We start from the raw sequence: 20183 nt of genomic DNA, 5'->3' as shown, positions 1-20183 counted from the left end.
CCGTGTTGGTGGGGGTGGGGTGTTTTGGTCGGCAGGGGAAGGTCCTGGTGTGCGCGCCGGGGCTCGCGCACCGCCGCCTCACCCCGTCCAACTCCGACGCGCTGCTGTTCGACGACGTGCTGTGGGTCGACAACGCCCAGCGCGACCACGCCGACTTCGTCAACAAGCTCCGGCACCGCGGCGTCGAGGTCGTCGAGCTGCACGACGCCCTCGCCCAGACCATGGCGCTGCCCCGGGCCCGCTCCTGGCTGCTGGACCGCCGCATCACCGCCAACGAGGTCGGCCTCGGCCTCACCGAGGCCACCCGCGCGTTCCTGGAGGCGCAGAGCCCCCGCCGGCTCGCCGAGCTCCTCATCGGCGGGGTGGCGGCCGCCGACCTGCCGCCGGAGTTCCGCCCCGGCTCGCTCGCCCTGGCCGGGGAGTCGACGGGGGTGCGCGAGTACCTCCTGGCGCCGCTGCCCAACACCCTCTACACCCGGGACACGACCTGCTGGCTGTACGGCGGGGTGACGCTCAACCCGCTGTACTGGCCGGCGCGGCGCGGCGAGACCCTGCTGATGAAGGCCGTGTACGCGTTCCACCCCGACTTCGCCGCGGACACCGTGTGGTGGGGCGACCCGGAGCGCGACTGGGGGCAGGCCACCTTCGAGGGCGGCGACGTCATGCCCGTCGGCAACGGGGTGGTGCTGATGGGCATGAGCGAGCGCACGTCCCGCCAGGCGATCACCCAGGTCGCGGCGGCCCTGTTCGCCAACGGCGCGGCCGAGCGGGTGGTCGTGGCGGCCATGCCGAAGCTGCGCGCCGCGATGCACCTCGACACGGTCTTCACCTTCGTCGACCGCGGCACCGTCACCCTGTACCCGCACATCATGGACGCCGTGCGCACGTTCTCGCTGCGCCCCGCGGATGCGGCCCCGGGGGTGGAGGTCACCGACGAGGGCGACCGGGCGTTCGTCGACGTGGTCGCCGAGGCGCTGGGCCTGGCCCGGCTGCGGGTCATCGAGACCGGCGGCGACATCTACGCCTCCGAGCGCCGGCAGTGGGACAGCGCCAACAACGCGGTCGCCCTGGAACCGGGCGTGGTCATGACCTACGACCGCGACACGCTCACCAACACGCTGCTGCGCAAGGCCGGGATCGAGGTCATCACGATCGTCGGCGCCGAACTGGGCCGGGGGCGCGGCGGCGGGCACTGCATGACGTGCCCGCTCGTGCGCGACCCCGTCGACTACTGACCCCGGGTCCCGCCCTCTGGTGCGCCGGGGCCCGGAGCGGGCCCGGGCTCAGGCGAACACCTTGCCGGGGTTGAAGACCCCCCGCGGATCCAGGGCGTCCTTCAGGGCGCGGTGCATGGCGAGCACCTCCGGGCCCAGCTCGTCGGCCGCGCCGCGCATCTTCAGCAGGCCCACCCCGTGCTCGCCGGTGACCGTGCCGCCCAGCGCGAGGGCGCCGTCCACGATGACCTCGAACGCCTCCTGGGCGCGCTCCTTGGCGGCCGCGTCCCCGGCGGGGACGATGAACAGCGGGTGCAGGTTGCCGTCGCCCGCGTGGGCGATGTTGCCGATGCGGGTGTCGAAGCGGGCGGCGGCGTCCTCGATCAGGCGCAGCATCTCCGGGACGCGGCCCCGCGGCACGCACACGTCCTCGGTGAGCAGCGGGCCCAGCCGCTCCAGGGCGGGGTAGGCCAGCCGGCGCGCCTCGAACAGCGCCTCGGCCTCCTCCTCATCGGTGGAGCGCATCGCCATGACGGCGCCCGCGCCCTCGAAGCACGCCAGGATCTGCGCGGCCTCGGCCTCGCCCGCCGCGCCCGGGGCGTCGCTGCGGCCCAGCAGCAGCACGGCGCCCTCGGCGGCCAGCCCCATGTTCTTCCAGGCGTCCACGGCCTCCAGGCAGAACCGGTCGATCAGCTCCAGCGCGGAGGGCACCACCCCGGCGGCGGCGACGGCCGCCACCGCGTCCCCGGCCTGGACCAGGGTGTCGAAGTAGCCGACGACGGTGTGCTCGCCGCCGCGGCGCAGTGGCGCCAGGCGCACGGTGACCTCGGTGACCAGGCCCAGGGTGCCCTCGGAGCCGACCATCAGCCCGACCAGGTCGTAGCCGGTGACGCCCTTGGCGGTGGTGCGGCCCAGCCGCACCACCTCGCCCGAGCCCATGACGGCCTCCATCCCGAGGACGTAGTCGCGGGTCACCCCGTACTTGACGCAGCACAGCCCGCCCGCGTTGGTGGCGACGTTGCCGCCGATGGTGGACCAGGGGGCGGAGGCGGGGTCGGGCGGGTACCACAGGCCGTCCTCGGCGACGCGGGCCCGAAGCGCGTTGTTGACGACGCCGGGCTGCACGGTGGCGGTCTGCTCGGCCGCGTCCACCGCCAGGACCTTGTCCATCCGCTCGAACGACACGACCACCCACCCGTGGTCGGCGTTGGCGGCGCCGGACAGGCCGGTGCCCGCGCCGCGCCCCACGACGGGGGTGCCGGTGGCGGCGCACACCCGCACCACCGCGGCGACATCGTCGGTGGAGCGGGGGCGCACCACCGCGGCGGGGGCGCCGTGGGGCGCCCATTCGGCCTCGTCGTGGGCGTAGCCCGCCATGACGGCGGGGTCGGTGACGACCTGCTCCGCTCCGACCGCCGCCACCAGTTCCTCGGCAACCCCCACGGCGCACACTCCTCGACTCGTTGCCCGACGTTCGCGGCCGGCGCGTGCGGGCGCCGGTACCCCAGCACCCTAGGACCTGGCCTTATCGTCGCCCGTCAACGGGTCCGCTCGGCCGCGACCTGGCGGAGGAACACCGTCCAGGCGGCGGGAGTGAAAGTAAGGTGGCCGAGGTGGCGGTGGTCGGTGTCGCGCACCCGGACCGGTGCGCCCTCGGCGACCTCGACGCAGCTTGAGTTGTTGCCGTTGCTGTAGCTGGACTTGTGCCAGCGGGGCTGGTCATTCATCGATGCCTCCTTGGATGCGACGGATCAGGTCGACGCTCTCACTGACGCATAGTGCCTCGGCTTGCAGTGCTCCGAATACTCCTCGCAGCCGCCGTACCTGTTCGGCGTCATCGATGACCTGCTCATCGACGGCATGCTCACACGAGGCGATCGTCGGTCGGTCCTTGAAGATGTACATGCGGAACGGCCCCAAGAGCGCCGGGTGCGGGCTGAGTCCCTGCGGGACGACCTGAAGGCGGATCTTTCGTTCTTCCGCCAAGGCGGCGAGGCGGTCCAGTTGGCGCGCAGCAATAGCCGCATTTCCGACGACCTGCCGGATGGCGACTTCTTCGACTACCAGCAACAATAGTGGAGGGTCCGGGCGGGCAAAGATCGCCTGCCTGCGCATGCGGCTCTCCACCATCAGATCGATGGATTCCTTGGAGTCTCCGTGACGGGTCTGGGAAATCAGCGCCCGCGCATAATCCGCCGTCTGCACGATTCCCGGCACCAGAATGTTCTGGTACTCGTGCAGTTCGATGGCGATTCGTTCGAAGTCGACGAACTGACGGAACCCTACCGGGAACGTCCCCTGCTTGGTGTACTCCTCCCACATGCGGACCAGTGCTCCGCCTGCGTCGAGGGCTGCGTCCAAGGCGTGCGCATGGTCGGCTTGCGGGCGGAGCACCCCGGCTTCGATGTAGGAGACCGCAGAGGACGAGAGTGACACCTTGGCGGCGAGACGGGTCTGCGTCAGTTGCGCCAGTTCTCTCCATTTGCGGACTTCTGCGCCGTACCGTTTCCATACGGGGCTGATCTTCTTCATGGCCATTCCGGGCCTCCGGGAGGGGATAAGCCGATGTCTTCCGAATTCGACCATCGACCCACCACGTCCCGCCACCGCTTCTGAGGAATTATGAGCGTCCGTTGAAGCTGCTGGCGTGCAGAGTCCAGGGCCGTTCAAATTAGAGCTGAGGCGCTCAGCGACGGCCCTTCGGGCCGCGGCGAACATGCGGGGACCCACCGCCGGCGCCGACCATGAGAAGTGGCCCCGACCAGTGGTGGAGCACCGGTCAGGGCCGTGGGTCCCCGACCTGTTCCTCGGACAAGGCGGACCCATGTCGCACCTTAACAACCCCGCTCGGCGCACCCTTTCGCCGCACGGCCCCGACCCCACTCCCACCCCATTGTCGAAAGAGATCTCCCGCGGACGGACCGAAACCCGCACCGTCGGCCTCTTCCGCGGCGGACCGCCCCGGCCGCCCGGACCGCGCGGTCGCGAACTCACCGACCTGGCCCGGCGCCTGGACCTCCTCGGCCCGCTGCGCGACTGGCTGGAGATCCGCGGCGCCTTCACCCCGGCCGCCGGCCTGTGGATCCACGTCGCCCCCGGCCCCGGAGACCCCCGCGCGCTGGCCGACCGGGCGCCGCTCAGCGGCGGACCCCTCGCCGCGTGCCGCATCACCACCACCGTGCGCACCGTCCCGGTCGGTGCGGGGTGACCCCGGTGTACGTCCTCTACCCCAGCGCCGCACTACGTCAGGCGCGGGCGCGCTTCGCCCACTACGCCATCAGCGAGCTCCACGACGAGCACGGCCGCCCCGACTACACCGCCGTGCTCACCGAGACCGCCCGCCCCGGCGCCCTGGCCCTGCTGCTGCGCGCCCCCACCCTGGAACAGCTGTGCGCCCGCCTGGCCGCCCAGCCGCCCCGCGTCCCCCAAGGCGGCACCGATGAGCACGCCTGAGCCCCCGGAGGACGCCCGCGTCCGCGGTCACCGCGGACAGGGGCGCACCCGCGCCGTCACCCCCGCACGGGTCACCCCCGCGCCGCCGCCGGGGCGAGAGTGTGGCCCATGCGGAACACGGTGCCGGGGTCCCGGGCGGCCTTCAGCGCCCGCAACCGGGCCAGGTCGTGCGCCTCATAGGCGTCGGCGACCCGTTCGGGGCCCGCGTCAGGGCCGAGGAAGCTGAGGAACCGGCCCACCGTCCGCGGCTCCAACGCCGCCATCAGCCGCCGCTGGGCGGCGCGCACCCCCGCGTCGTCGGCGGTGCCGAGCATCCCCGCCGAGGACACCAGGAACCGGGCACCGCGGTGGCCCACCGCGGTGTCCCCGCCCGGGCGCCGCTCCAGCGCCCCGCCCAGGTGGCGCACCTCCACGATGGCGGGCGCGGCCGCGCCGGGCCCCACCGCGTCGGCGACCGCGCCCGCAACCGCCCCGTCCACGCCGTCGAGCAGGGCGTTGTCGCCGGTGTAGGCCATGGGTTCCGCCGGGTCGCCGTGGATGGTGCCGGAGGCGGTGTAGGGCATCGCGGCGACCGTGTCCATCACCACCGGGGCCAGCCCGCGCAGCGGTTCCACCAGGCGCCGCGCCTCCTCCTCCGGCCCGGTGTGGCAGACGCGGACGTGGGCGGCGCGGCGCCCCCGCAGCGGTTCGGGCAGGCCCGCCACGTCGGGGAAGGTGAGCAGCGCGATCGAGGTCGTCAGCTCCTCGGGCACCTCCCGGGTCCACTTCGCCCACCCCGCCAGCACCGCGGCCGGGTCGGCGGCGTCCAGGTACAGGCCGCCGCCGGTGAACGCGGGCAGCTCCACCAGGCCGATCTCCATGCCGGTGACGATCGCGAGGTTGTCGCGCCCGCCCAGCAGGCCCCACATCAGCTCGGGGTCGGTGTCGGCATCGACGCGGTGTTCGCGGCCCTGGGCGGTGACCACGTCCATGGCGTGCACGTGGTCGGCGGCGTAGCCGTGGCGGCGCGCCAGCAGGCTCAACCCGCCGCCCAGGGTGTAGCCGACGGCGCCCACGTGCGGGGCCGACCCGCTCAGCGGGGCCAGGCCGTGCTCGGCCGCGGCCTCGATGACCTGCGACCAGCGTGCCCCGGCCCCGACGACGGCCCGGCGCCGTCCGGCGTCCACCCGCACCCCGTCCATCGCCCGGGTGGAGACGAGCACCCCGCCCGCGGCCGCCTGAGCGGCGCCGTGCCCGGTCGCCTGCACGCCCGCCGCCAGCCCGTGCGCGGCGGCGTGGGCCACGGCATTGGCAACGTCCGCCGGTGTCCGGGCGGCGACCACGACGGCGGGCCGGTGGACCACGGCGGTGTTGAAACCGGTGGTGTGGGAGGCGTAGGCGGGGTCGCCGGGGACGAGCACGGCCCCGCGCACGTCGGCGCGCAGGCGGTCGATCCCCGCGGCGGTGTCCTGGTGCGTCATGCGGTGTTCCTGTTCGTGTCGGTGTGATGCGGGGGCGCGAACGGCCCGGGCCCGGGCCCCGGCCACCCCCGGTGAGCGGTGCCGACACTGCCGCGCAAAGTTGACAATCCCCGTCATGTTTTTCGGGCATCCTGGAGGGCGTGAAATCCGACCGGATGCTGTCGATCCTGCTGCTCCTGCAAACCCGGGACCGGGTGCGGGCCACCGAACTCGCCCACCGCCTCGAAGTCTCGCCCCGCACGATCTACCGCGACGTGGAGTCGCTGTCCACCGCGGGCGTGCCCGTCTACGCCGAACGCGGCCGCCACGGCGGCATCGCCCTGCTCCCCGGCTTCCGCACCGACGTCACCGGGCTCACCGCCGACGAAGCCGCCGCCCTGTTCGTCCTCGCCGCCCAAGGCGCGCACACCGCGCTCGGCCTGGACGGCGCCCTGGGATCCGCCCTGCGCAAGGTCATGGCGGCCCTGCCCGCCGCCCACCGCCCCGCCGCCGAGCAGATGAGCCGCCGCGTCCTCATCGATCCCGACCGCTGGATGGCCGACCCCCGCCCCCACGCCGACCTCCAGTCGCTGCACGCCGCCGTGTTCGCCGACTGCCGCGTGCGCCTGCGCTACCGCCACAGCGACACGCCCGCCCCCCGCACCTACACCGTCGACCCCTACGGGCTCGTCGCCAAGGCCGGCGTGTGGTACCTGGTCGCCGACCACCGCGGCGCACCGCGGCTGTTCCGCGCCGAACGGGTCGCCGCCGCGCACCTCACCGACACCCCGGTGCGCCGCCGCGACGGCGCCGAACTCGCCCAGGTGTGGGAGGGGCTGCGCCACCAGGTCGAGCACCGCCCCGGCGAGGTCCGGGTCCGCGCCCGCGTGCGCACCCGCCGCCTGGACATGTTCCTGCGCATCGTCGGCGGCCGCGCCGCCGCCCCACAGCAGACCCCGGAGACCCCGGGGGAGTGGACCGAGGTCGACCTGACCTATCCCGCCCTGGGCGGGGTCAACCAACTCCTCCAGTTCGGCGCCGACGCCGAGGTCCTCGCCCCGCCCGAGGCGGTCGCCCTCGCGGCCCGCTCCGTCCGCGCCCTGGCCGCCCTCTACGCCGACGCCTGAGGCCACGCGCGAACGTTTCAACGCTCGGTGGGGGCGTCCTGCCGATCTGGGACGCGATGGCGCCAACCGCCAGCGGAGCGCCCACGGCCGCCCGTGCTGTGCTCAGCCATGAGTTCTTCTGCAACCGGCCGCCCCAGGCGATGATGCGCTCGGATCCGATGGCGTCCAGCACAATGGTGGCGCCGCCGGGAACGCGAGGATCTTCCCGCCGCGGCCCGGTCACGGCACCGGGGCCCCGTGCAGGGAGTAGCCGGTGAGCTGACGACCCGACCACCACAGATCCCAGGCGTCGGCGAGGGTGATGTCCACGCCTGGACGGTACGGCCCGAAACGGATCGAACGCCCGGTGTGACCGTCTACGGCCATCGGCACGGGTGCGTGGGGGGCGGCCTCGCCGCCCGCGCCCTGGCCCGCCCTGCCTCCACACCGGGGCATGAGGCCGCCCGCGTGTCCGGCATCCCACGACGCGCCATCGGCTAGGATCTCCGGATGCTCATCCTGATGTTCGTCTGACGGTCCCGGGTCCCTCCCGCCCGGGTTCTCATCCGTTGAGGGTGCAGGTCGTCCTGCCCTCCGGACCTCGCCCACCGTCAGATCAACGGCGGCCGCGCACACCGCGGCGGCCGCACATCATCGGAGCCTTCCCGTGCTCGCAGTACTTCTGCTTCCCGGCGCGCTGCGCGCCTTCGTCCCCGCCCTGATCGGCCGCTCGGCGCTCGCGATGGGCGGTCTCGCCCTCCTCCTCGCCGTCCACGACAGCACGGGCTCCTACGCCCACGCCGGTTTCGCGACTGCGGCGTTCGGAATCGCCAACGTCGTCGCCGCGCCGTGGCGCGCCCGGGCCGTCGACCGGTTCGGTCAGCGGATCGCGCTGCTCACCATGGCGTCGGTCCAAGCCGCCGGGTTCATCGCCCTGGCCCTCGCCGCGGCGGCGGAGGGGGTCGCGGTCGTGTGGTTCCTCGTCCTCAGCGCGGTGGTCGGCCTGGCATCGCCGCCCCTGGGTGCGGCGATGCGAACGATCTGGGCGTCGCTCACGACGGCCGGCGACCAGCGGACGAAAGCATTCAGCATCGACGCGGTGTGCGAAGAACTGCTCTTCGTCGGCGGCCCCGTCATCATCACCGCGGTGATCGCGGCCAGTTCTCCCGGTGCCGGGCTCTGGGTGACCGCGGTGGCCGTCCTCCTCGGCACCGCGGCGATGACCTCCAGCGCGTCGTCGGGGGCACTTCGCGGAACACGGGGGGTGCTTGCGCGGGGTGACCGCCCGCTGCGGCAGCCCGGTTTCGTACGGGTCCTGCTCGCCCTCCTCGGTGTCGGCTGCGTACTCGGCGTCGCGGAGATCGCGGCACCGGCGGTCGCCGAGCAGCACGGTTCCGTCGCGGCCGCGGGCTGGCTCCTGGCGGCCTTCGCCGGCGGAAGCGCCCTCGGCGGGCTCCTCTACGGGCAGCTGAACTTGAGGGCGGGAATCGGAACGCGGCTGTTCGCCCTGTGCGCCGGCATGGGGCTCGCCGCGGTTCTCGTGTCCCGGCTGGACGCGCTCGTCCCCGTCGCCGCGGGCCTCGCGCTCGTCGGGTTCTTCCTCGCCCCGTCCCTCATCACCGGGTACCTCATCGCCGACACGATCGTTGCGGAGCGCAGCCGGACGGAAGCCTCGACCTGGGTCAACACCGCCGTGAACCTCGGGGCGTCGCTGGCGTCCGCGGCCGCGGGCGCCGTCATCGACGGCTCCGGCCCCGGGCCCGCCCTCCTGCTCGTGGGGGCGGTCGCCGTGGCGCTCGCCGCAGCGGTGCCGTTCACACGGCTGCGCACGCTCGAACGGGGTACGGCCCGCACGCCCAGCAGGCCCGGCTGACCGCGGCGGCGGGCCCGGTCAGGGGCCGCGGTGGTTCTGCGGCCCGCTGGAGCGGCAGGCTTCGGCCGCCGCGGATTCCAGCCACGGCTTGATCCCGCCGTCGGTGGTGAGGTCGGTGCGGTGGGCCATCACGGTGACCACGTACCGGTGGGCGAGGCGGTTGTGGGACCAGCGGTAGTACCGGATGTGCGGGGTCATGGGCCGGGTGCCGGGGCCGGTGTGCTCACGCCACGTGGTGAGGTGCCAGCGCGCGGGGCCGCTGAGGTAGTCACGGGCGTCGCGGGCCGCTGCGGTGTCGGGGAACGGGAGGACCATGACCGAGACCTGGACGGGGTTGCCGGGGGTGGCACGCGGGCCGGGCTGCTCCACATAGACCCCGGTCATCACCTGCGTGCACCCGCGGGCCGTGATCTCCTCGATCACCTCCTCCGCGGTGAGCCCGCCTTTGCCGGTCGCGGCCTTGGTGCAGGGACGGGCTCCCGTGGCCACCCGGGCGAACGCGATGGCATTGTCGGTGGTGAACCGCTGCGGGAGCAGGGCGTCGGCGGTGAAGGGGGTCGGGTCGGTGGCGCTGCTGTCCCACAATGCCGGATCGGGTTCGGGCACGGTCTCGTCGGCGGTGTAGCGCCGGGTCTGCTCCGTATCCGGAGGGGGCGTGGTGCGGCCGGTGAGGAGCATGTCCAGGACCTGGCGTGCGGTGGGACGGTGGGCGGGGTCCTTGGCCGTGCAGGCCAGGACGATGCCCAGCAGGGGGTCGGCCAGGTCCCCGGTCTGGGGCGGGTGGGTGAGGACCTGGTGGATGCGGGCGGCCTGGGTGGGGCCGGGGAACGCCTCCGCGCCGGTCGCGGCGTGGATCATGACCGCGCCCCAGGCGAACAGGTCCGCGGCCGGGCCCAGCGCGGTGCCCTCGACCTGCTCCGGCGCCATGTAACCCAGGGTTCCGATGCGGGTGGCCGAGGCGGTGCCGGCGTCCAGGGCGCGGGCGATACCGAAGTCGATCACCCGCGCCCCGTCGGGCCCGAGCAGGATGTTGGCGGGTTTGAGGTCGCGGTGCACCACCCCGGCGGCGTGGATCGCCGCCAGCGCGGTGATGGTCTGCACCGCCAGGCGCTGCACGTCCCCGCCGGTGCGGGGGCCGTGTTCGCGCACGGCCTGGTCCAGGGTGGGGCCGTCGACGTACTCGGTGGCGATCCAGGGCCGCTCGCCCGCGGCGTCGGCGGCCACGATCGCCGCGAGGCAGAACCCCTGCACCGTGCGCGCGGTGGCCAGCTCCTGGACGAAGTAGCGGCGCACCTGGGGATCCTGGGCAAGGTGGGGGTGCAGCAACTTCACCGCCGCCCGCCGACCCGCAGCGTCCTCGCCCAGGTGGACCGTGCCGAACCCGCCCGCGCCCAGTTGTCGGACCAGGCGGAACCCGCCCACCCGTTGTCCGACCGCCACCGGCGCTCCTCCTCCGTCCGCCACTGCCTGCGCGCCATAACCTAACCAGGCCCCGGCTCCGGCCGCTAGGCCGGCCTGAGGGCAGCGGTACTCGCGCGTGGGCCGAGGGGCCGGAACGTCGGCGCGGCCCTCAGACGGGAGCAGGGGCGGGCGTACCGAACCACCGCTGCGCCGCCGCGCGCAGCGCGTCCAGTTCCGCGGGGCCCGGGCGGGCCGACTCCGACGCCCACGCCACGTACCCGTCCGGCCGCAACAGCAGCGCGGTGGCACCTCCACCGGCGCCGGCGCCGGCATCGGCGTCCGGGGGCGCCGCGGTGACGGTGTCGACCCGGCCCCGCCACGCCGCCAGCGCCCCCGCCGCCGCGGCGCCCCCGGTCAGGTCGAGCAGCAGCGGCCGCCCGCCCGCCGCCGCCTCCGCCAGGCGCACCGGCCCCTCGGCGGTCCGCAACTCCATCTCCGGGGCGCACCGCCCCACCAGCGGATGCCCCGCGCCGCCGCCCATGGGGTAGACGACGTCGGTGCCCGCGGTGAGGTCGGCGAGGCGCTGCACGACGCCCTGCTCGCCGAGGAACTCCCCGACCAGGGTGCGCAGCGCGGTGACGTCGCCGCCCGGGGCGAGCAGCGCCGCCTGCGCCCGCGCGTAGGTGACCATGCGCGCGGCAGCGGGGCGCCGCTCCTGCTCGTAGGTGTCCAGCAGCCCGTCCGGGGCGCCGCCGCGGAGCCGGGCGGCGAGCTTCCACCCGAGGTTGACCGCGTCCTGCATGCCGAGGTTGAGCCCGGGACCGCCGCCCGCGGTGAACACGTGGGCGGCGTCGCCGACCAGGAACACGCGGCCGTCGCGGAACCGCTCCGCCATGCGGGTGTTGCCCCCGGACAGGCGGCGCAGCACCGGCGCGTCCATCCCTTCGGGCGGGTCGAGCGGCACGTCGGCGCCCAGGACCCGGCGGATGCTCGCCTGGAGCTCCGCCAGCGTCATCGGGCCCCCGTCGGCGGGGAGGTCCCATTCGGTGGTGCTGACCAGCGGCGGCCCGCCCGGCAGCGGCGCATAGGAGAACCCTCCGTGCTCGGTGCGCAGGGGCAGGAACGGCCGGACGGGGCCGTGACCGGGCACGGTCAGCACCCCGCTGCCGGGGTCCACCCAGCCGGCCGGGACCGCGGCGTGCGCCGTGCGGGTGGTCGTCCGGTCGTAGCTGACACCGGGGAACCCGATCCCCGACCGCTTGCGGACGACGCTGTGGGCGCCGTCCGCGCCCACGAGGTAGCGGGCCCGCACCCGGTAGGCGCCGTCGGGACCGCCCGCCTCGACGGTGACCGCGTCGCCGTCCTGCTGGAATGCGCGGACCTCGTGCCCGCGCCGGATCCGCACGCCGAGTTCCCCGGCGCGCTCCTCCAAGACCTCGACGATGCGGCGCTGGGGCACCGCCAGGGCGTGGACGGGGCTGTCGGCCAGCATGCCCAGGTCCAGGGCCAGCCCGCCGAACATGAAATAGCCGGTGTTGGGTTGGGGCGGGCCGGGGTGGCCGCTGAGGGGCGTGTACAGGCCGCGGCGGTCGAGCACGGTGACGACCTGGCCGAGGAGGCCGTTGGCCTTGGGTTCGCGGCTGGGCTCCGGCAGGCGTTCCAGGACGAGGGGGCGGACCCCGGCCAGGGCCAGTTCACAGGCCAGCATCAGCCCGTTGGGGCCGCCTCCGGCAATGACGACATCGGCGATCATCGGTTCTCCGTGCGTTGTCGGGCGGCCCGGGGCGGGCCGGTGTGGTTCATGGGTGCGTTGGCTACTGGGTGCGTTGTCCGCGGCTTCGCGGGGCGGCCGTCCTGCCCTCCCGGGGAGCCTGCGCTGGAGGCGCGGGGGAGCGGAGCCGGGGCATGCGCGGACAGCGGGGCGGCGGGGGAGCGGGATGGGAGGGGAGGCGCGGGTGGCCCGGCCCGGCACGGGCCGACGGTGCGCCGGGACAGCGAGGGCCGAAGGCAGCGGAGGGGTGGAAGGGAGCGGCGCGGCGGCCGCTAAGGGGCGGGCAGGCCCGCCGTGACCTGGGCAAGGGCGTCGCGCAGCAGCGGGGCGATGTCGCCCGGCTCCTCGGACCGCAGCCAGCGCTGTACGGCCACCGAGAGCGCGGCGGAGACCACCGCGGCGGCCAGGTGCGGGTACATCGCCTCGGCGGCCGTGCCGGTGCGCTCGGCGATGGCGGCGGCCAGCGCGTCCTGGGCGGCGGCGTCGGCCTTGAGGACTTCGCCCCGCACGGCCGGCTCGGTGAGCATGAGGCGGAGCCCGCCGATCCAGGGCCGGGCGCCGGGGGAGTCGGTCCCGGTCTCGGTGAAGGTGTCGGTGTCGGGCTCCGGGGCGAACGGGGCCTGGACCGCGGCGGCGAGTGCGTCCCACAGGGGTTCGGCGGCGGGGCGGGCGCGCAGCTCCTCGGCGATGCGCAGGGCGCGCTGGAGGTGCCCGGCGGCGATCGCCTCGGCCTTGCCGGAGTAGTAGTTGCGGAAGGTGCGCACCGACACCTCCGCCGCGGCGGCGACGTCCTCCACCGTGACGTCGTCGAAGCCGCGTTCGACGGTGAGGCGGATCGCGGCGCGGGTCAGCGCGGCCCGGGTCTGCTGCTTCTTGCGTTCACGCAGCCCCGCGGGGACGCGCTCTCCTGGTGCCATGCCGACCACCGTAATACATTTTGCCGAAAAGGCAATATTTCCGTACCGGCAAAATTTTTGGGCGGTAGCCCCGCACACCCCCCAGGGGCCCTGCTCATCGCACGGGGCCGGTACACGCCGGCCGCCGTAAGCACGTCCGTGGCCCCGGCGCGGGCCCCGCCCGGAGCCCAGCCGCACCTGTGCAGCACCATCGCGACCGTCCTCGGATCCTCCGCCTGCCCAGCGTCGGGGCATCCCGCGCGCGGGCACCTCCTGTCGTCTGGGGAACGCGGCCCGGACCCTCGCCCGCGCGCGGGCGCGAACCGGGGCGCAGACCGTCCCCACCGGCCAACGGGGGGCGGTTCGCGGCGGACACCTCAGGGCCTGAAGGGGAACCCGTCCGGATTCCCGCCGAGAGGACGCCCTTCGGCGATCGGGGTAGGCGAGGACGGCACCCCACCAGCCTCGGTCGGGACACGCCACGGCGGCCCACCGCCGACCCTCAGCCCCGGCGGTGGTCTCCCGTGGACCCGTCGAGGGACTCGCGCAGGATGTCGGCGTGGCCCGCGTGCCGGGCGACCTCTTCGAGCATGTGGATCAGGGTCCAGCGCAGCGAAACAGTGGCGCCGTCGAAGAACGCGAACGCGGTACCGGTGGCGTCGATGTCGAGGCCCTCGATCGCCTCGTCCGCGGCGGCCCGGGCGCGGCGGTAGAACTCCAGGACGTCCTTGGCCGGCTCGTCGGACGCCACGTGCCAGTCGGACGCCGCATCGCCTTCGACCGCGAACGGCAGGGGCTCGCACGGGCGGCCGAACGTCAGGCAGAACCAGCCGAGTTCGGCGCCCGCGAGGTGCTGGACCAGCCCCAGCAGGCTCATGCCCGAGGGGGTCACCGGGCGGCGCAGCCGGTCCTCGTCCAGTCCGTCGAGCTTCCACAGCACCGCGTCGCGGTGCCGGTCCAGGGCAATGTGCAGGCTCTGCTTCTCGCCGCCGGTGAACGGCACGTGTGCGACCATCCCCGCACCCTAGCGGCCGCGGCGCGCCCGGCTCCCGGCCCTGCGGACGGCGGTCCCCTGAATTGACGCGGTGAGCGCGTCCGCGATTCGATGGGTGCCGCCGCGAGCCCTCCCGTATCACCGCGGTGACCGCATCCGAGAGAAATGCGCGACCTGCCATGGAAGCCTTGGCGCCGCTGTTCAGCGCCGCTGTGGGGATCGCCTCCGTGTCCGGAGTGGCCCACCACGTCCAGCACGCGACCACGCAGGGGGGCCTGGGCCGGAACTCCGCGGTCGGGCTGCGGACGTCGATCACGAAGTCATCGGACGCCGCCTGGGCGGCAGGCCACCAGGCCGCGGCCCCGTGGCTGCTGGCCTGCGCGTACACGGGCTATCTCAGCGGCGCGCTGACGATCGCGTCCGCGGTCCTCGCCGCCACCGGGGTGTTCTCCGCCCCCGGGGTGCTGATCGTCCCGGCCGCCGGGTTCGCGGCGGTCGTCGTCCTGCTCGTCGTCGCGACGGCCATCGCCCACAGCAACGGCGCCGACGCCGTCGGGGAATAGCCGCACCCCGCGCGGCGCCGTCCGGCAGCGGGGGAGTGACCGGTCGGGCCGCCCCGCCCTGCCCGGCCGCCCATCTGGGGCGATGCGCATCCGGCCCGGACCCCGCGCCGCACCGGCGCGCGGCACCGCACCCGGGGTAGCGCGTCCCAGCAGGTGGGCGCCGGTTTGCCAAGGCAGCGCCGTCTTGGTACTCCTGAACACGCGCAAACAACTTAGTTACGCTAACGAACACATCCGGGGGAGTGAGCCACCCCGGCGCGAAAGGACACGCACGTGGGCTGGTTCGTCCGCATCCTCATCCACGGCGTCCTCTTCCACGGCGCCTTCTCCACCCTGCGCCCCGTCATCTCCTACCGCGCCCTCGAACTCGGCATGGGCCCCGTCTGGCTCGGCGTGTTCACCACCGCGCTCGCCCTCGTCCCCCTCATCGTCGCCATCCCCATCGGACGCTGGGTCGACCTGCACGACGAACGCCCCGCCTACCTCGCCGGCAGCGCCTTCCTCACCGCCTCCGCCTTCGGACTCGCCTACGCCCGAGGCCCCGCCACCATCATCGCCTGCTCCATCGCCGCCGGCATCGGCATCATCCTCGCCATGGTCGCCGCCCAGGCCATCGTCGCCAACCGCTCACCCCGCCACACCTTCGACACGCGCTTCGGCTACTTCTCCCTCGCCGGATCCGCCGGCCAACTCCTCGGCCCCCTCCTGCTCGCCGGGCTCGCCGCCACCGAACCCGCCTCCCTCACCACCCTCGCCTTCACCGGCTGCGGCATCGCCGCCGCCGGCTCCCTCCTCGCCCTGCTCGGCATGCCCCGCACCCCCCACGCCCCCCGCAGCGCCACCACCCGCCCCGCCCCGCCGCAACGCTCCATCGACGTCCTGCGCACCCCCGGCATCACCCCCGCCATCCTCGCGAGCCTCGCCGTCCTGGCCAGCATCGACATGATCACCGTCTACCTGCCCGCCCTCGGCGAGGAACGCGGACTCTCCGCCACCGCCGTCAGCCTCCTGCTCGCCCTGCGCGCCGCCTCCTCCGTCATCTCCCGGCTCTTCCTCGGCGCCGCCGTCGCCCGCAAAGGCCGCCACACCGTCCTCATCGCCAGCATCGCCCTGTCCGCGGCCGCCGTCACCCTGCTCACCGTCCCCCTGCCCCTCTGGGCCCTCGCCCTCGCCATGACCGCCGCCGGACTCGGACTCGGCATCGGCCAACCCCTCACCATGGCCTGGGTCGCCGACGCCGCCGCACCCACCTCCCGCGCCAGCGCCATGGCCCTGCGCATGACCGGCAACCACCTCGGCCAGGCCACCCTGCCGCTGCTCGCCGGCACCCTCGCCGCCGGACTCGGCGTCGCCGCCGTCTTCGCGACCTTCGGCGGCCTGCTCACCGCCACCACCCTCACCCTGCGCCGCTCCCGCCCCGGCCGCCGACCCCCCGGCCGCTGACCCGGGCCCGGGCCCCTCACACCACGACGATGGCCACCAGCACCACCACCAGCAGGCCGATGTAGGCCACGGCGTGCACCCGGTCGGGCACCCGCCCCACCACCCGGCGCACCACCGCGATCGCCGGCAGCGACCCCGCCAGCAGCAGCCCCGCCGCCACCACGTCCACATACCCCACATGCCCCGGCGCCGCCCCACTGCCCACCAGCGCGTACACCGCCGTCCCCACCACCGCCACCGGCACGCTCAACGGGTTCGCCATCGCCGCCGCATCCGCCATCGCCACCCCCCGGCGCCGCAGCAGGGGCACCGTCATGACACTGCCCCCCACCTCCAGCACACTCGCCACCGCCCCGATCCCCACCCCGCCCGCCGACGCGGCCACCCGCCCCAGCGGACGCGGCCCCGCCCCCGCAACACCCCCCGCGACAAACCCCCGCCGGACCACACTGTCGAGGATCGTCACCCCCAGATACACGGCGAACAGCACCCGCTGGACCGCATCGCCCACCGCGACCGCCCCCAGCGCCCCCGCCGCCGCACCCACCGCGACCCACGCCCCCAGCGGCCACAGGTACTCCCGCCGCAACCGCCCCGACCGCGCCTGCGCCAGCGTCGCCCCCACCGAATTGACCACCATGACGGCCGCCGACGTGGCCACCGCCACATGCATCGCATCCACCCCGCCCCCCGACCGGGCCACCGTGAACGCATACACCACCGGCACCGTCACGAAACCGCCGCCGAACCCGAACAGGACCGTCGTCACCCCGGTCAGGCAGCCGAACACCAGAAGAAGCAGAACCGAATCACCCACCCGCCCGACGCTAACCACCCACCCCATGGCGCGCATCCGAAAGAACGCCAACTCCTTTCGCGAAACAGACAGCACCGGTACCGTCGCCCGCATGCGCAACATCCCCATCGCCGAGGTCGACACCATCGACCGCCCCGTCCTCGCGATCGGCACCGACTACCCGCCCCACCACCTCCTGCCCACCCACCGGCACCGCCGCGCCCAACTCCTCTACGGCGCCACCGGCACCATGCGCGTCGAAACCGCCGACGGCACCTGGACCGTCCCCACCCACCGCGCCGTCCTCATCCCCGCCCACACCGACCACCAGGTCACCATGGACGACGTCACCACCCGCAGCCTCTACATCGAACCCGGCGCCGCCCCCTGGTTCCCCCCGCGCTGCCAAGTCGTCGACGTCTCCCCGCTCCTACGCGAACTCCTCCTCGACGCCGTCGACATCGCCCCCCACTACCGCCGCCGCAGCCGCGACGCCGCCCTCATCGCCCTGATCCTGCACGAGATCAACCGACTCGCACCCCTGCCCCTCGACCTGCCCCTGCCGCACCACACCCGCCTGCGCGCCCTCTGCGCCGACTTCCTCGACGCCCCCCACATCCACGACCCGCCCGCCCGCTGGGCCGCCCGACTGCACATCAGCCAACGCACCCTGAACCGCCTCTTCCACACCGAAACCGGCATGGGCTTCGCCGCATGGCGCCAACGCGCCTGCGTCCTGCACGCCCTCACACCCCTGGCCCGCGGCGAACCCGTCACCCGCATCGCCGCCCGCCTCGGCTACGACAGCCCCGCCGCGTTCTCCACCATGTTCCGCCGCGTCCTCGGCGCCGCCCCGAAGGACTACCGCACCCCGCCCCGCTGACCCCGGGGGACCGGCCGCACCGCACAACCGGGCCCCCGCCGCCCGCAGCCGCCCCACCGCACGGGACCGGGGGAGCGGCGCGCGACCCGCCGCCCGCTCAGGCGTCCCCGTCCTCGTCCTCCTCCGGGCCCTCGGCCGAGGCCGCGGCGAGATACTCCGCCACCCGCCGCCGGACCCGCGGATCCAGCGGCCGCTCCGCCAACGACTCGTACAGCCACAACCCGTCGGCGGCCAACCGGTGGACGAACGCCTCCAACTCCCGCCGCGACGGCTCCGCCGACACGGGCGCCGGCGCCCACCGCTCCAGCACCCCATGCCAGGGCGCGCACATGGCCGGCTCGTTGGCGCCCTCCAGCATCAGCAGCAGCTCGGCCCGGGTCGAGCTGCGCGCGGTCACCGCCGCGTAGGCGGCCGACCGCTCCCGCGCCGACACCTCCCCGGCCGCGCCGCCCACCGCCCCCTCCAACTCCTCCTCCCACCGCTGCGCCATGTGGCCGTGCATGGCCTCCAACAGGGCTTCGCGCGACGGGAAGTGGTACAGCAGCCCGCCCTTGGTCAGCCCCGACTCCGCGGCCACCGACTCGAAGGTCACCGCCCGCACACCCGCGCGCTGAACGACGCGGAACGCGGCGTCCAGGATCTGGGTCCTCTTGCTCTGACGCATCGCGGCGCCCCTCCGTCGTCAGTGGTCGGCGTGCAGCTGCGAGACCGTCCCGGGGCCGTGGCGGCGCAGCAGGAACCCGGTGACGGCCACCCCCACCGCCAAGAACGCGGCCACCACCACCATCACCACGAGGTAGGCGGTGTCGAAGGCCGCGTTGGCCGCCCCGACGACCGCCGCATCGCCCCCGGCGGCCGCCCGCGCATCGGCCAGACTCAGCCCGGCCCGCCCCGGCGCCCCCGCGGGCAGGTCCACCGCGGCAGCGTAGACGACGGTGAGCAGGCTGCCCAACAGGGCGACCGCGCTCAGGTTGCCGAACTCATAGGACACCTCCTCCACCGAGGAGGCCATCCCCGCCCGGTTGCGCGGCGCGTTGCCCACGATCGCGGCCGAGGCCACCGACATCGCGGCGCCCAACCCGCCCCCGGTCAGCACCAGCCCGACCACCAGCACCGCGAACGACCACTGGAACCCCGCGATCGCCATCACCACACCCGCCAAGGCGCCCGCCAAACCCCCGGTGACCAGCGGCAGCAGCCCGGTCCGGTGCAGGAACGCGCCGCCCAGCAGCGCGGTGGGCAGCGACCCCGCCGCCACCGCGGCGACCAGGAACCCCGCCTCCATGGGCGTGAACCCGGCCACCAACTGGTACCGCTGGGTGGTGACCAGCTGGAGCCCGCCCATGGTGAACATGGCGAACCCCGCCGCCAGCACCCCCGAGGAGAACGCCGGGTTGCAAAAGATCGCGAAGTCCAGCAGGGGATCGGCCAGGCGGCGCTGGCGGCGCGCGAACAGGACGAAGGACACCGCCGCAACCAGCGGGGCCGCGACCAGGACCACCCCGCTCGGCGGCGTGTGGGCCAGCTCCTTGATCGCCAGCACGGCCGCGACCAGGCCCACCATCGCCTGCACCGACGACAGCAGATCCCACCGCTTCGCGGGGTCGGGGTCGTTGCGCGGGCCGATCAGCGCCGTCGCGACGAGCGCCGCGACCACCACCGGCACGTTGATCAAAAACACCGACCCCCACCAGAAGAACTCCAGCAGCGCGCCGCCCACAATGGGCCCCAGCGCGCCGCCGACCACGGCCATGCTGCCCCACACCGCGATCGCGATGTTGCGCTCGCGCTCGCGGGTGAAGGTCACCCGGATCAGGGCCAACGTCGCCGGCATCATGATCGCCGCCCCCACCGCCAGCAGGGCGCGGGTCGCGATGAGCGCCCAGGCGGTGGGGGAGAACGCCGCCGCCAGCGACGCCAGGCCGAACACGATCAGGCCGACGACGAACATCCGCACGTGCCCGACCCGGTCGCCCAAGGTGCCGCTGCCCAGCAGCAGGCCCGCCATGACCACGGGGTAGGCGTTGACGATCCACAGGCTCTGCGTGCCGCTCGCCCCCAACTCCGTGGTCAGCGTGGGCAGCGCGGTGTACAGGATCGAGTTGTCCAGGGTGATCAGCAGCAGCCCGGCGGCAATGGTGGCCAGCATCGACCACCGGCGCGCGGCCGTGTCGGGCGCCTTCTCAATGCAGGGATGACTCACCCGCAAACTGTACCTTCCATCCGGTACAGTTTGCGGGTGAGGCGTCGGCCACACCGACCCGCCCACCACCGGCCTGGCCTCGCGTCCCCGCTGCTCAGCGACACGCCTCGGTCGAATCAGCCGTCATCCGCCAACACCGGCGCGCCCC

The 20183-nt window shown here is 74.3% G+C and carries 19 protein-coding genes; 8 read left to right on the top strand and 11 right to left on the bottom strand.

Features of this window, described 5'->3' with window-relative positions; all coding sequences use genetic code 11:
• The first annotated feature begins 2 nt into the window (after positions 1 to 2).
• Complete coding sequence (locus CLV63_RS08085; protein ID WP_106582294.1) at positions 3 to 1235, top strand: arginine deiminase; 1233 nt, start codon at positions 3 to 5, stop codon at positions 1233 to 1235.
• A gap of 48 nt (positions 1236 to 1283) precedes the next feature.
• On the opposite strand, the gene CLV63_RS08080 is transcribed toward CLV63_RS08085, so the two are convergent.
• The 3 genes from CLV63_RS08080 to CLV63_RS33490 form a co-directional block, all read right to left on the bottom strand.
• Positions 1284 to 2591, bottom strand: coding sequence for an FAD-binding oxidoreductase (locus CLV63_RS08080; RefSeq protein ID WP_245928664.1), 1308 nt, complete (start codon positions 2589 to 2591; stop codon positions 1284 to 1286).
• 161 nt (positions 2592 to 2752) lie between these two features.
• Positions 2753 to 2941 carry a DUF397 domain-containing protein gene (locus CLV63_RS08075; RefSeq protein ID WP_106582292.1) on the bottom strand — a complete coding sequence of 63 codons (189 nt, stop codon included), beginning with the start codon at positions 2939 to 2941 and terminating at the stop codon, positions 2753 to 2755.
• Positions 2934 to 3752 (bottom strand): helix-turn-helix domain-containing protein, encoded by an 819-nt coding sequence (locus tag CLV63_RS33490; protein WP_170134174.1) that lies wholly within the window; start codon positions 3750 to 3752, stop codon positions 2934 to 2936. The genes CLV63_RS08075 and CLV63_RS33490 overlap by 8 nt, the downstream gene beginning before the upstream one ends.
• A gap of 286 nt (positions 3753 to 4038) precedes the next feature.
• Here CLV63_RS33490 and CLV63_RS33485 point away from each other — a divergent pair, with 286 nt between their 5' ends.
• Positions 4039 to 4422 (top strand): hypothetical protein, encoded by a 384-nt coding sequence (locus tag CLV63_RS33485; protein ID WP_170134173.1) that lies wholly within the window; start codon positions 4039 to 4041, stop codon positions 4420 to 4422.
• Positions 4423 to 4427: 5 nt separating this feature from the next.
• The gene (locus CLV63_RS08065) at positions 4428 to 4667 is read left to right on the top strand and encodes a hypothetical protein (protein ID WP_146165523.1); all 240 of its coding nucleotides are present in this window, start codon (positions 4428 to 4430) and stop codon (positions 4665 to 4667) included.
• Between the two features lie 71 nt (positions 4668 to 4738).
• Here CLV63_RS08065 and CLV63_RS08060 read toward each other — a convergent pair whose 3' ends face one another.
• Complete coding sequence (locus CLV63_RS08060; RefSeq protein ID WP_170134172.1) at positions 4739 to 6127, bottom strand: FAD-binding oxidoreductase; 1389 nt, start codon at positions 6125 to 6127, stop codon at positions 4739 to 4741.
• Between the two features lie 140 nt (positions 6128 to 6267).
• Here CLV63_RS08060 and CLV63_RS08055 point away from each other — a divergent pair, with 140 nt between their 5' ends.
• Together CLV63_RS08055 and CLV63_RS08050 are read left to right on the top strand one after the other, a co-directional pair.
• Complete coding sequence (locus CLV63_RS08055) at positions 6268 to 7233, top strand: helix-turn-helix transcriptional regulator (protein WP_106582288.1); 966 nt, start codon at positions 6268 to 6270, stop codon at positions 7231 to 7233.
• A 646-nt stretch (positions 7234 to 7879) separates the two neighbouring features.
• Positions 7880 to 9085, top strand: coding sequence for an MFS transporter (locus CLV63_RS08050; protein ID WP_106582287.1), 1206 nt, complete (start codon positions 7880 to 7882; stop codon positions 9083 to 9085).
• Between the two features lie 18 nt (positions 9086 to 9103).
• On the opposite strand, the gene CLV63_RS08045 is transcribed toward CLV63_RS08050, so the two are convergent.
• The 4 genes from CLV63_RS08045 to CLV63_RS08030 form a co-directional block, all read right to left on the bottom strand.
• A complete protein-coding gene (locus CLV63_RS08045) occupies positions 9104 to 10525 on the bottom strand; it encodes a serine/threonine-protein kinase (protein ID WP_106582286.1) in 1422 nt (473 codons plus the stop codon).
• A 130-nt stretch (positions 10526 to 10655) separates the two neighbouring features.
• Positions 10656 to 12239 carry an FAD-dependent monooxygenase gene (locus CLV63_RS08040; protein WP_106582285.1) on the bottom strand — a complete coding sequence of 528 codons (1584 nt, stop codon included), beginning with the start codon at positions 12237 to 12239 and terminating at the stop codon, positions 10656 to 10658.
• A gap of 290 nt (positions 12240 to 12529) precedes the next feature.
• Complete coding sequence (locus tag CLV63_RS08035; RefSeq protein ID WP_106582424.1) at positions 12530 to 13174, bottom strand: acyl-CoA-like ligand-binding transcription factor; 645 nt, start codon at positions 13172 to 13174, stop codon at positions 12530 to 12532.
• 481 nt (positions 13175 to 13655) lie between these two features.
• Positions 13656 to 14168 carry a DinB family protein gene (locus tag CLV63_RS08030; RefSeq protein ID WP_106582284.1) on the bottom strand — a complete coding sequence of 171 codons (513 nt, stop codon included), beginning with the start codon at positions 14166 to 14168 and terminating at the stop codon, positions 13656 to 13658.
• Positions 14169 to 14326: 158 nt separating this feature from the next.
• Here CLV63_RS08030 and CLV63_RS08025 point away from each other — a divergent pair, with 158 nt between their 5' ends.
• Positions 14327 to 14710, top strand: a complete 384-nt coding sequence (locus tag CLV63_RS08025; protein WP_146165522.1) for an SdpI family protein — start codon at positions 14327 to 14329, stop codon at positions 14708 to 14710.
• Between the two features lie 273 nt (positions 14711 to 14983).
• On the top strand, positions 14984 to 16153 hold the full coding sequence (locus tag CLV63_RS08020; RefSeq protein WP_106582282.1) for an MFS transporter: 1170 nt from the start codon (positions 14984 to 14986) through the stop codon (positions 16151 to 16153).
• A 16-nt stretch (positions 16154 to 16169) separates the two neighbouring features.
• On the opposite strand, the gene CLV63_RS08015 is transcribed toward CLV63_RS08020, so the two are convergent.
• Positions 16170 to 17096 (bottom strand): sulfite exporter TauE/SafE family protein, encoded by a 927-nt coding sequence (locus tag CLV63_RS08015; RefSeq protein WP_342751368.1) that lies wholly within the window; start codon positions 17094 to 17096, stop codon positions 16170 to 16172.
• Between CLV63_RS08015 and CLV63_RS08010 the strand changes: the two genes are divergently transcribed.
• Entirely contained in the window at positions 17062 to 17832 is a 771-nt protein-coding gene (locus CLV63_RS08010; RefSeq protein ID WP_106582280.1) for an AraC family transcriptional regulator, read from the top strand. The two genes, CLV63_RS08015 and CLV63_RS08010, sit on opposite strands and share 35 nt — an antisense overlap.
• A gap of 97 nt (positions 17833 to 17929) precedes the next feature.
• Here CLV63_RS08010 and CLV63_RS08005 read toward each other — a convergent pair whose 3' ends face one another.
• Both CLV63_RS08005 and CLV63_RS08000 read right to left on the bottom strand, forming a co-directional pair.
• A complete protein-coding gene (locus CLV63_RS08005) occupies positions 17930 to 18496 on the bottom strand; it encodes a TetR/AcrR family transcriptional regulator (protein WP_106582279.1) in 567 nt (188 codons plus the stop codon).
• 18 nt (positions 18497 to 18514) lie between these two features.
• Positions 18515 to 19981 (bottom strand): MFS transporter, encoded by a 1467-nt coding sequence (locus CLV63_RS08000; RefSeq protein WP_106582278.1) that lies wholly within the window; start codon positions 19979 to 19981, stop codon positions 18515 to 18517.
• Positions 19982 to 20183: the final 202 nt, after the last annotated feature.

The sequence above is a fragment of the Murinocardiopsis flavida genome (genome assembly GCF_003014485.1).
In the GTDB taxonomy this organism is placed as follows: Bacteria; Actinomycetota; Actinomycetes; order Streptosporangiales; family Streptosporangiaceae; genus Murinocardiopsis; species Murinocardiopsis flavida.
This window is presented reverse-complemented; position numbering and strand designations above follow the sequence as displayed.

Excerpts from the sequence above, each read along its gene's own strand:
- CLV63_RS08005 (WP_106582279.1), bottom strand. The coding sequence starts at position 18,496 with ATGCGTCAGAGCAAGAGGACCCAGATCCTGGACGCCGCGTTCCGCGTC.
- CLV63_RS08000 (WP_106582278.1), bottom strand. The coding sequence starts at position 19,981 with ATGCTGGCCACCATTGCCGCCGGGCTGCTGCTGATCACCCTGGACAAC.
- CLV63_RS08010 (WP_106582280.1), top strand. The coding sequence starts at position 17,062 with ATGCGCAACATCCCCATCGCCGAGGTCGACACCATCGACCGCCCCGTC.
- CLV63_RS08015 (WP_342751368.1), bottom strand. The coding sequence starts at position 17,096 with ATGGTGTCGACCTCGGCGATGGGGATGTTGCGCATGCGGGCGACGGTA.
- CLV63_RS33485 (WP_170134173.1), top strand. The coding sequence starts at position 4,039 with ATGTCGCACCTTAACAACCCCGCTCGGCGCACCCTTTCGCCGCACGGC.
- CLV63_RS08080 (WP_245928664.1), bottom strand. The coding sequence starts at position 2,591 with ATGGCGGGCTACGCCCACGACGAGGCCGAATGGGCGCCCCACGGCGCC.
- CLV63_RS08040 (WP_106582285.1), bottom strand. The coding sequence starts at position 12,239 with ATGATCGCCGATGTCGTCATTGCCGGAGGCGGCCCCAACGGGCTGATG.
- CLV63_RS08060 (WP_170134172.1), bottom strand. The coding sequence starts at position 6,127 with ATGACGCACCAGGACACCGCCGCGGGGATCGACCGCCTGCGCGCCGAC.
- CLV63_RS08035 (WP_106582424.1), bottom strand. The coding sequence starts at position 13,174 with ATGGCACCAGGAGAGCGCGTCCCCGCGGGGCTGCGTGAACGCAAGAAG.
- CLV63_RS33490 (WP_170134174.1), bottom strand. The coding sequence starts at position 3,752 with ATGGCCATGAAGAAGATCAGCCCCGTATGGAAACGGTACGGCGCAGAA.
- CLV63_RS08030 (WP_106582284.1), bottom strand. The coding sequence starts at position 14,168 with ATGGTCGCACACGTGCCGTTCACCGGCGGCGAGAAGCAGAGCCTGCAC.
- CLV63_RS08025 (WP_146165522.1), top strand. The coding sequence starts at position 14,327 with ATGGAAGCCTTGGCGCCGCTGTTCAGCGCCGCTGTGGGGATCGCCTCC.
- CLV63_RS08075 (WP_106582292.1), bottom strand. The coding sequence starts at position 2,941 with ATGAATGACCAGCCCCGCTGGCACAAGTCCAGCTACAGCAACGGCAAC.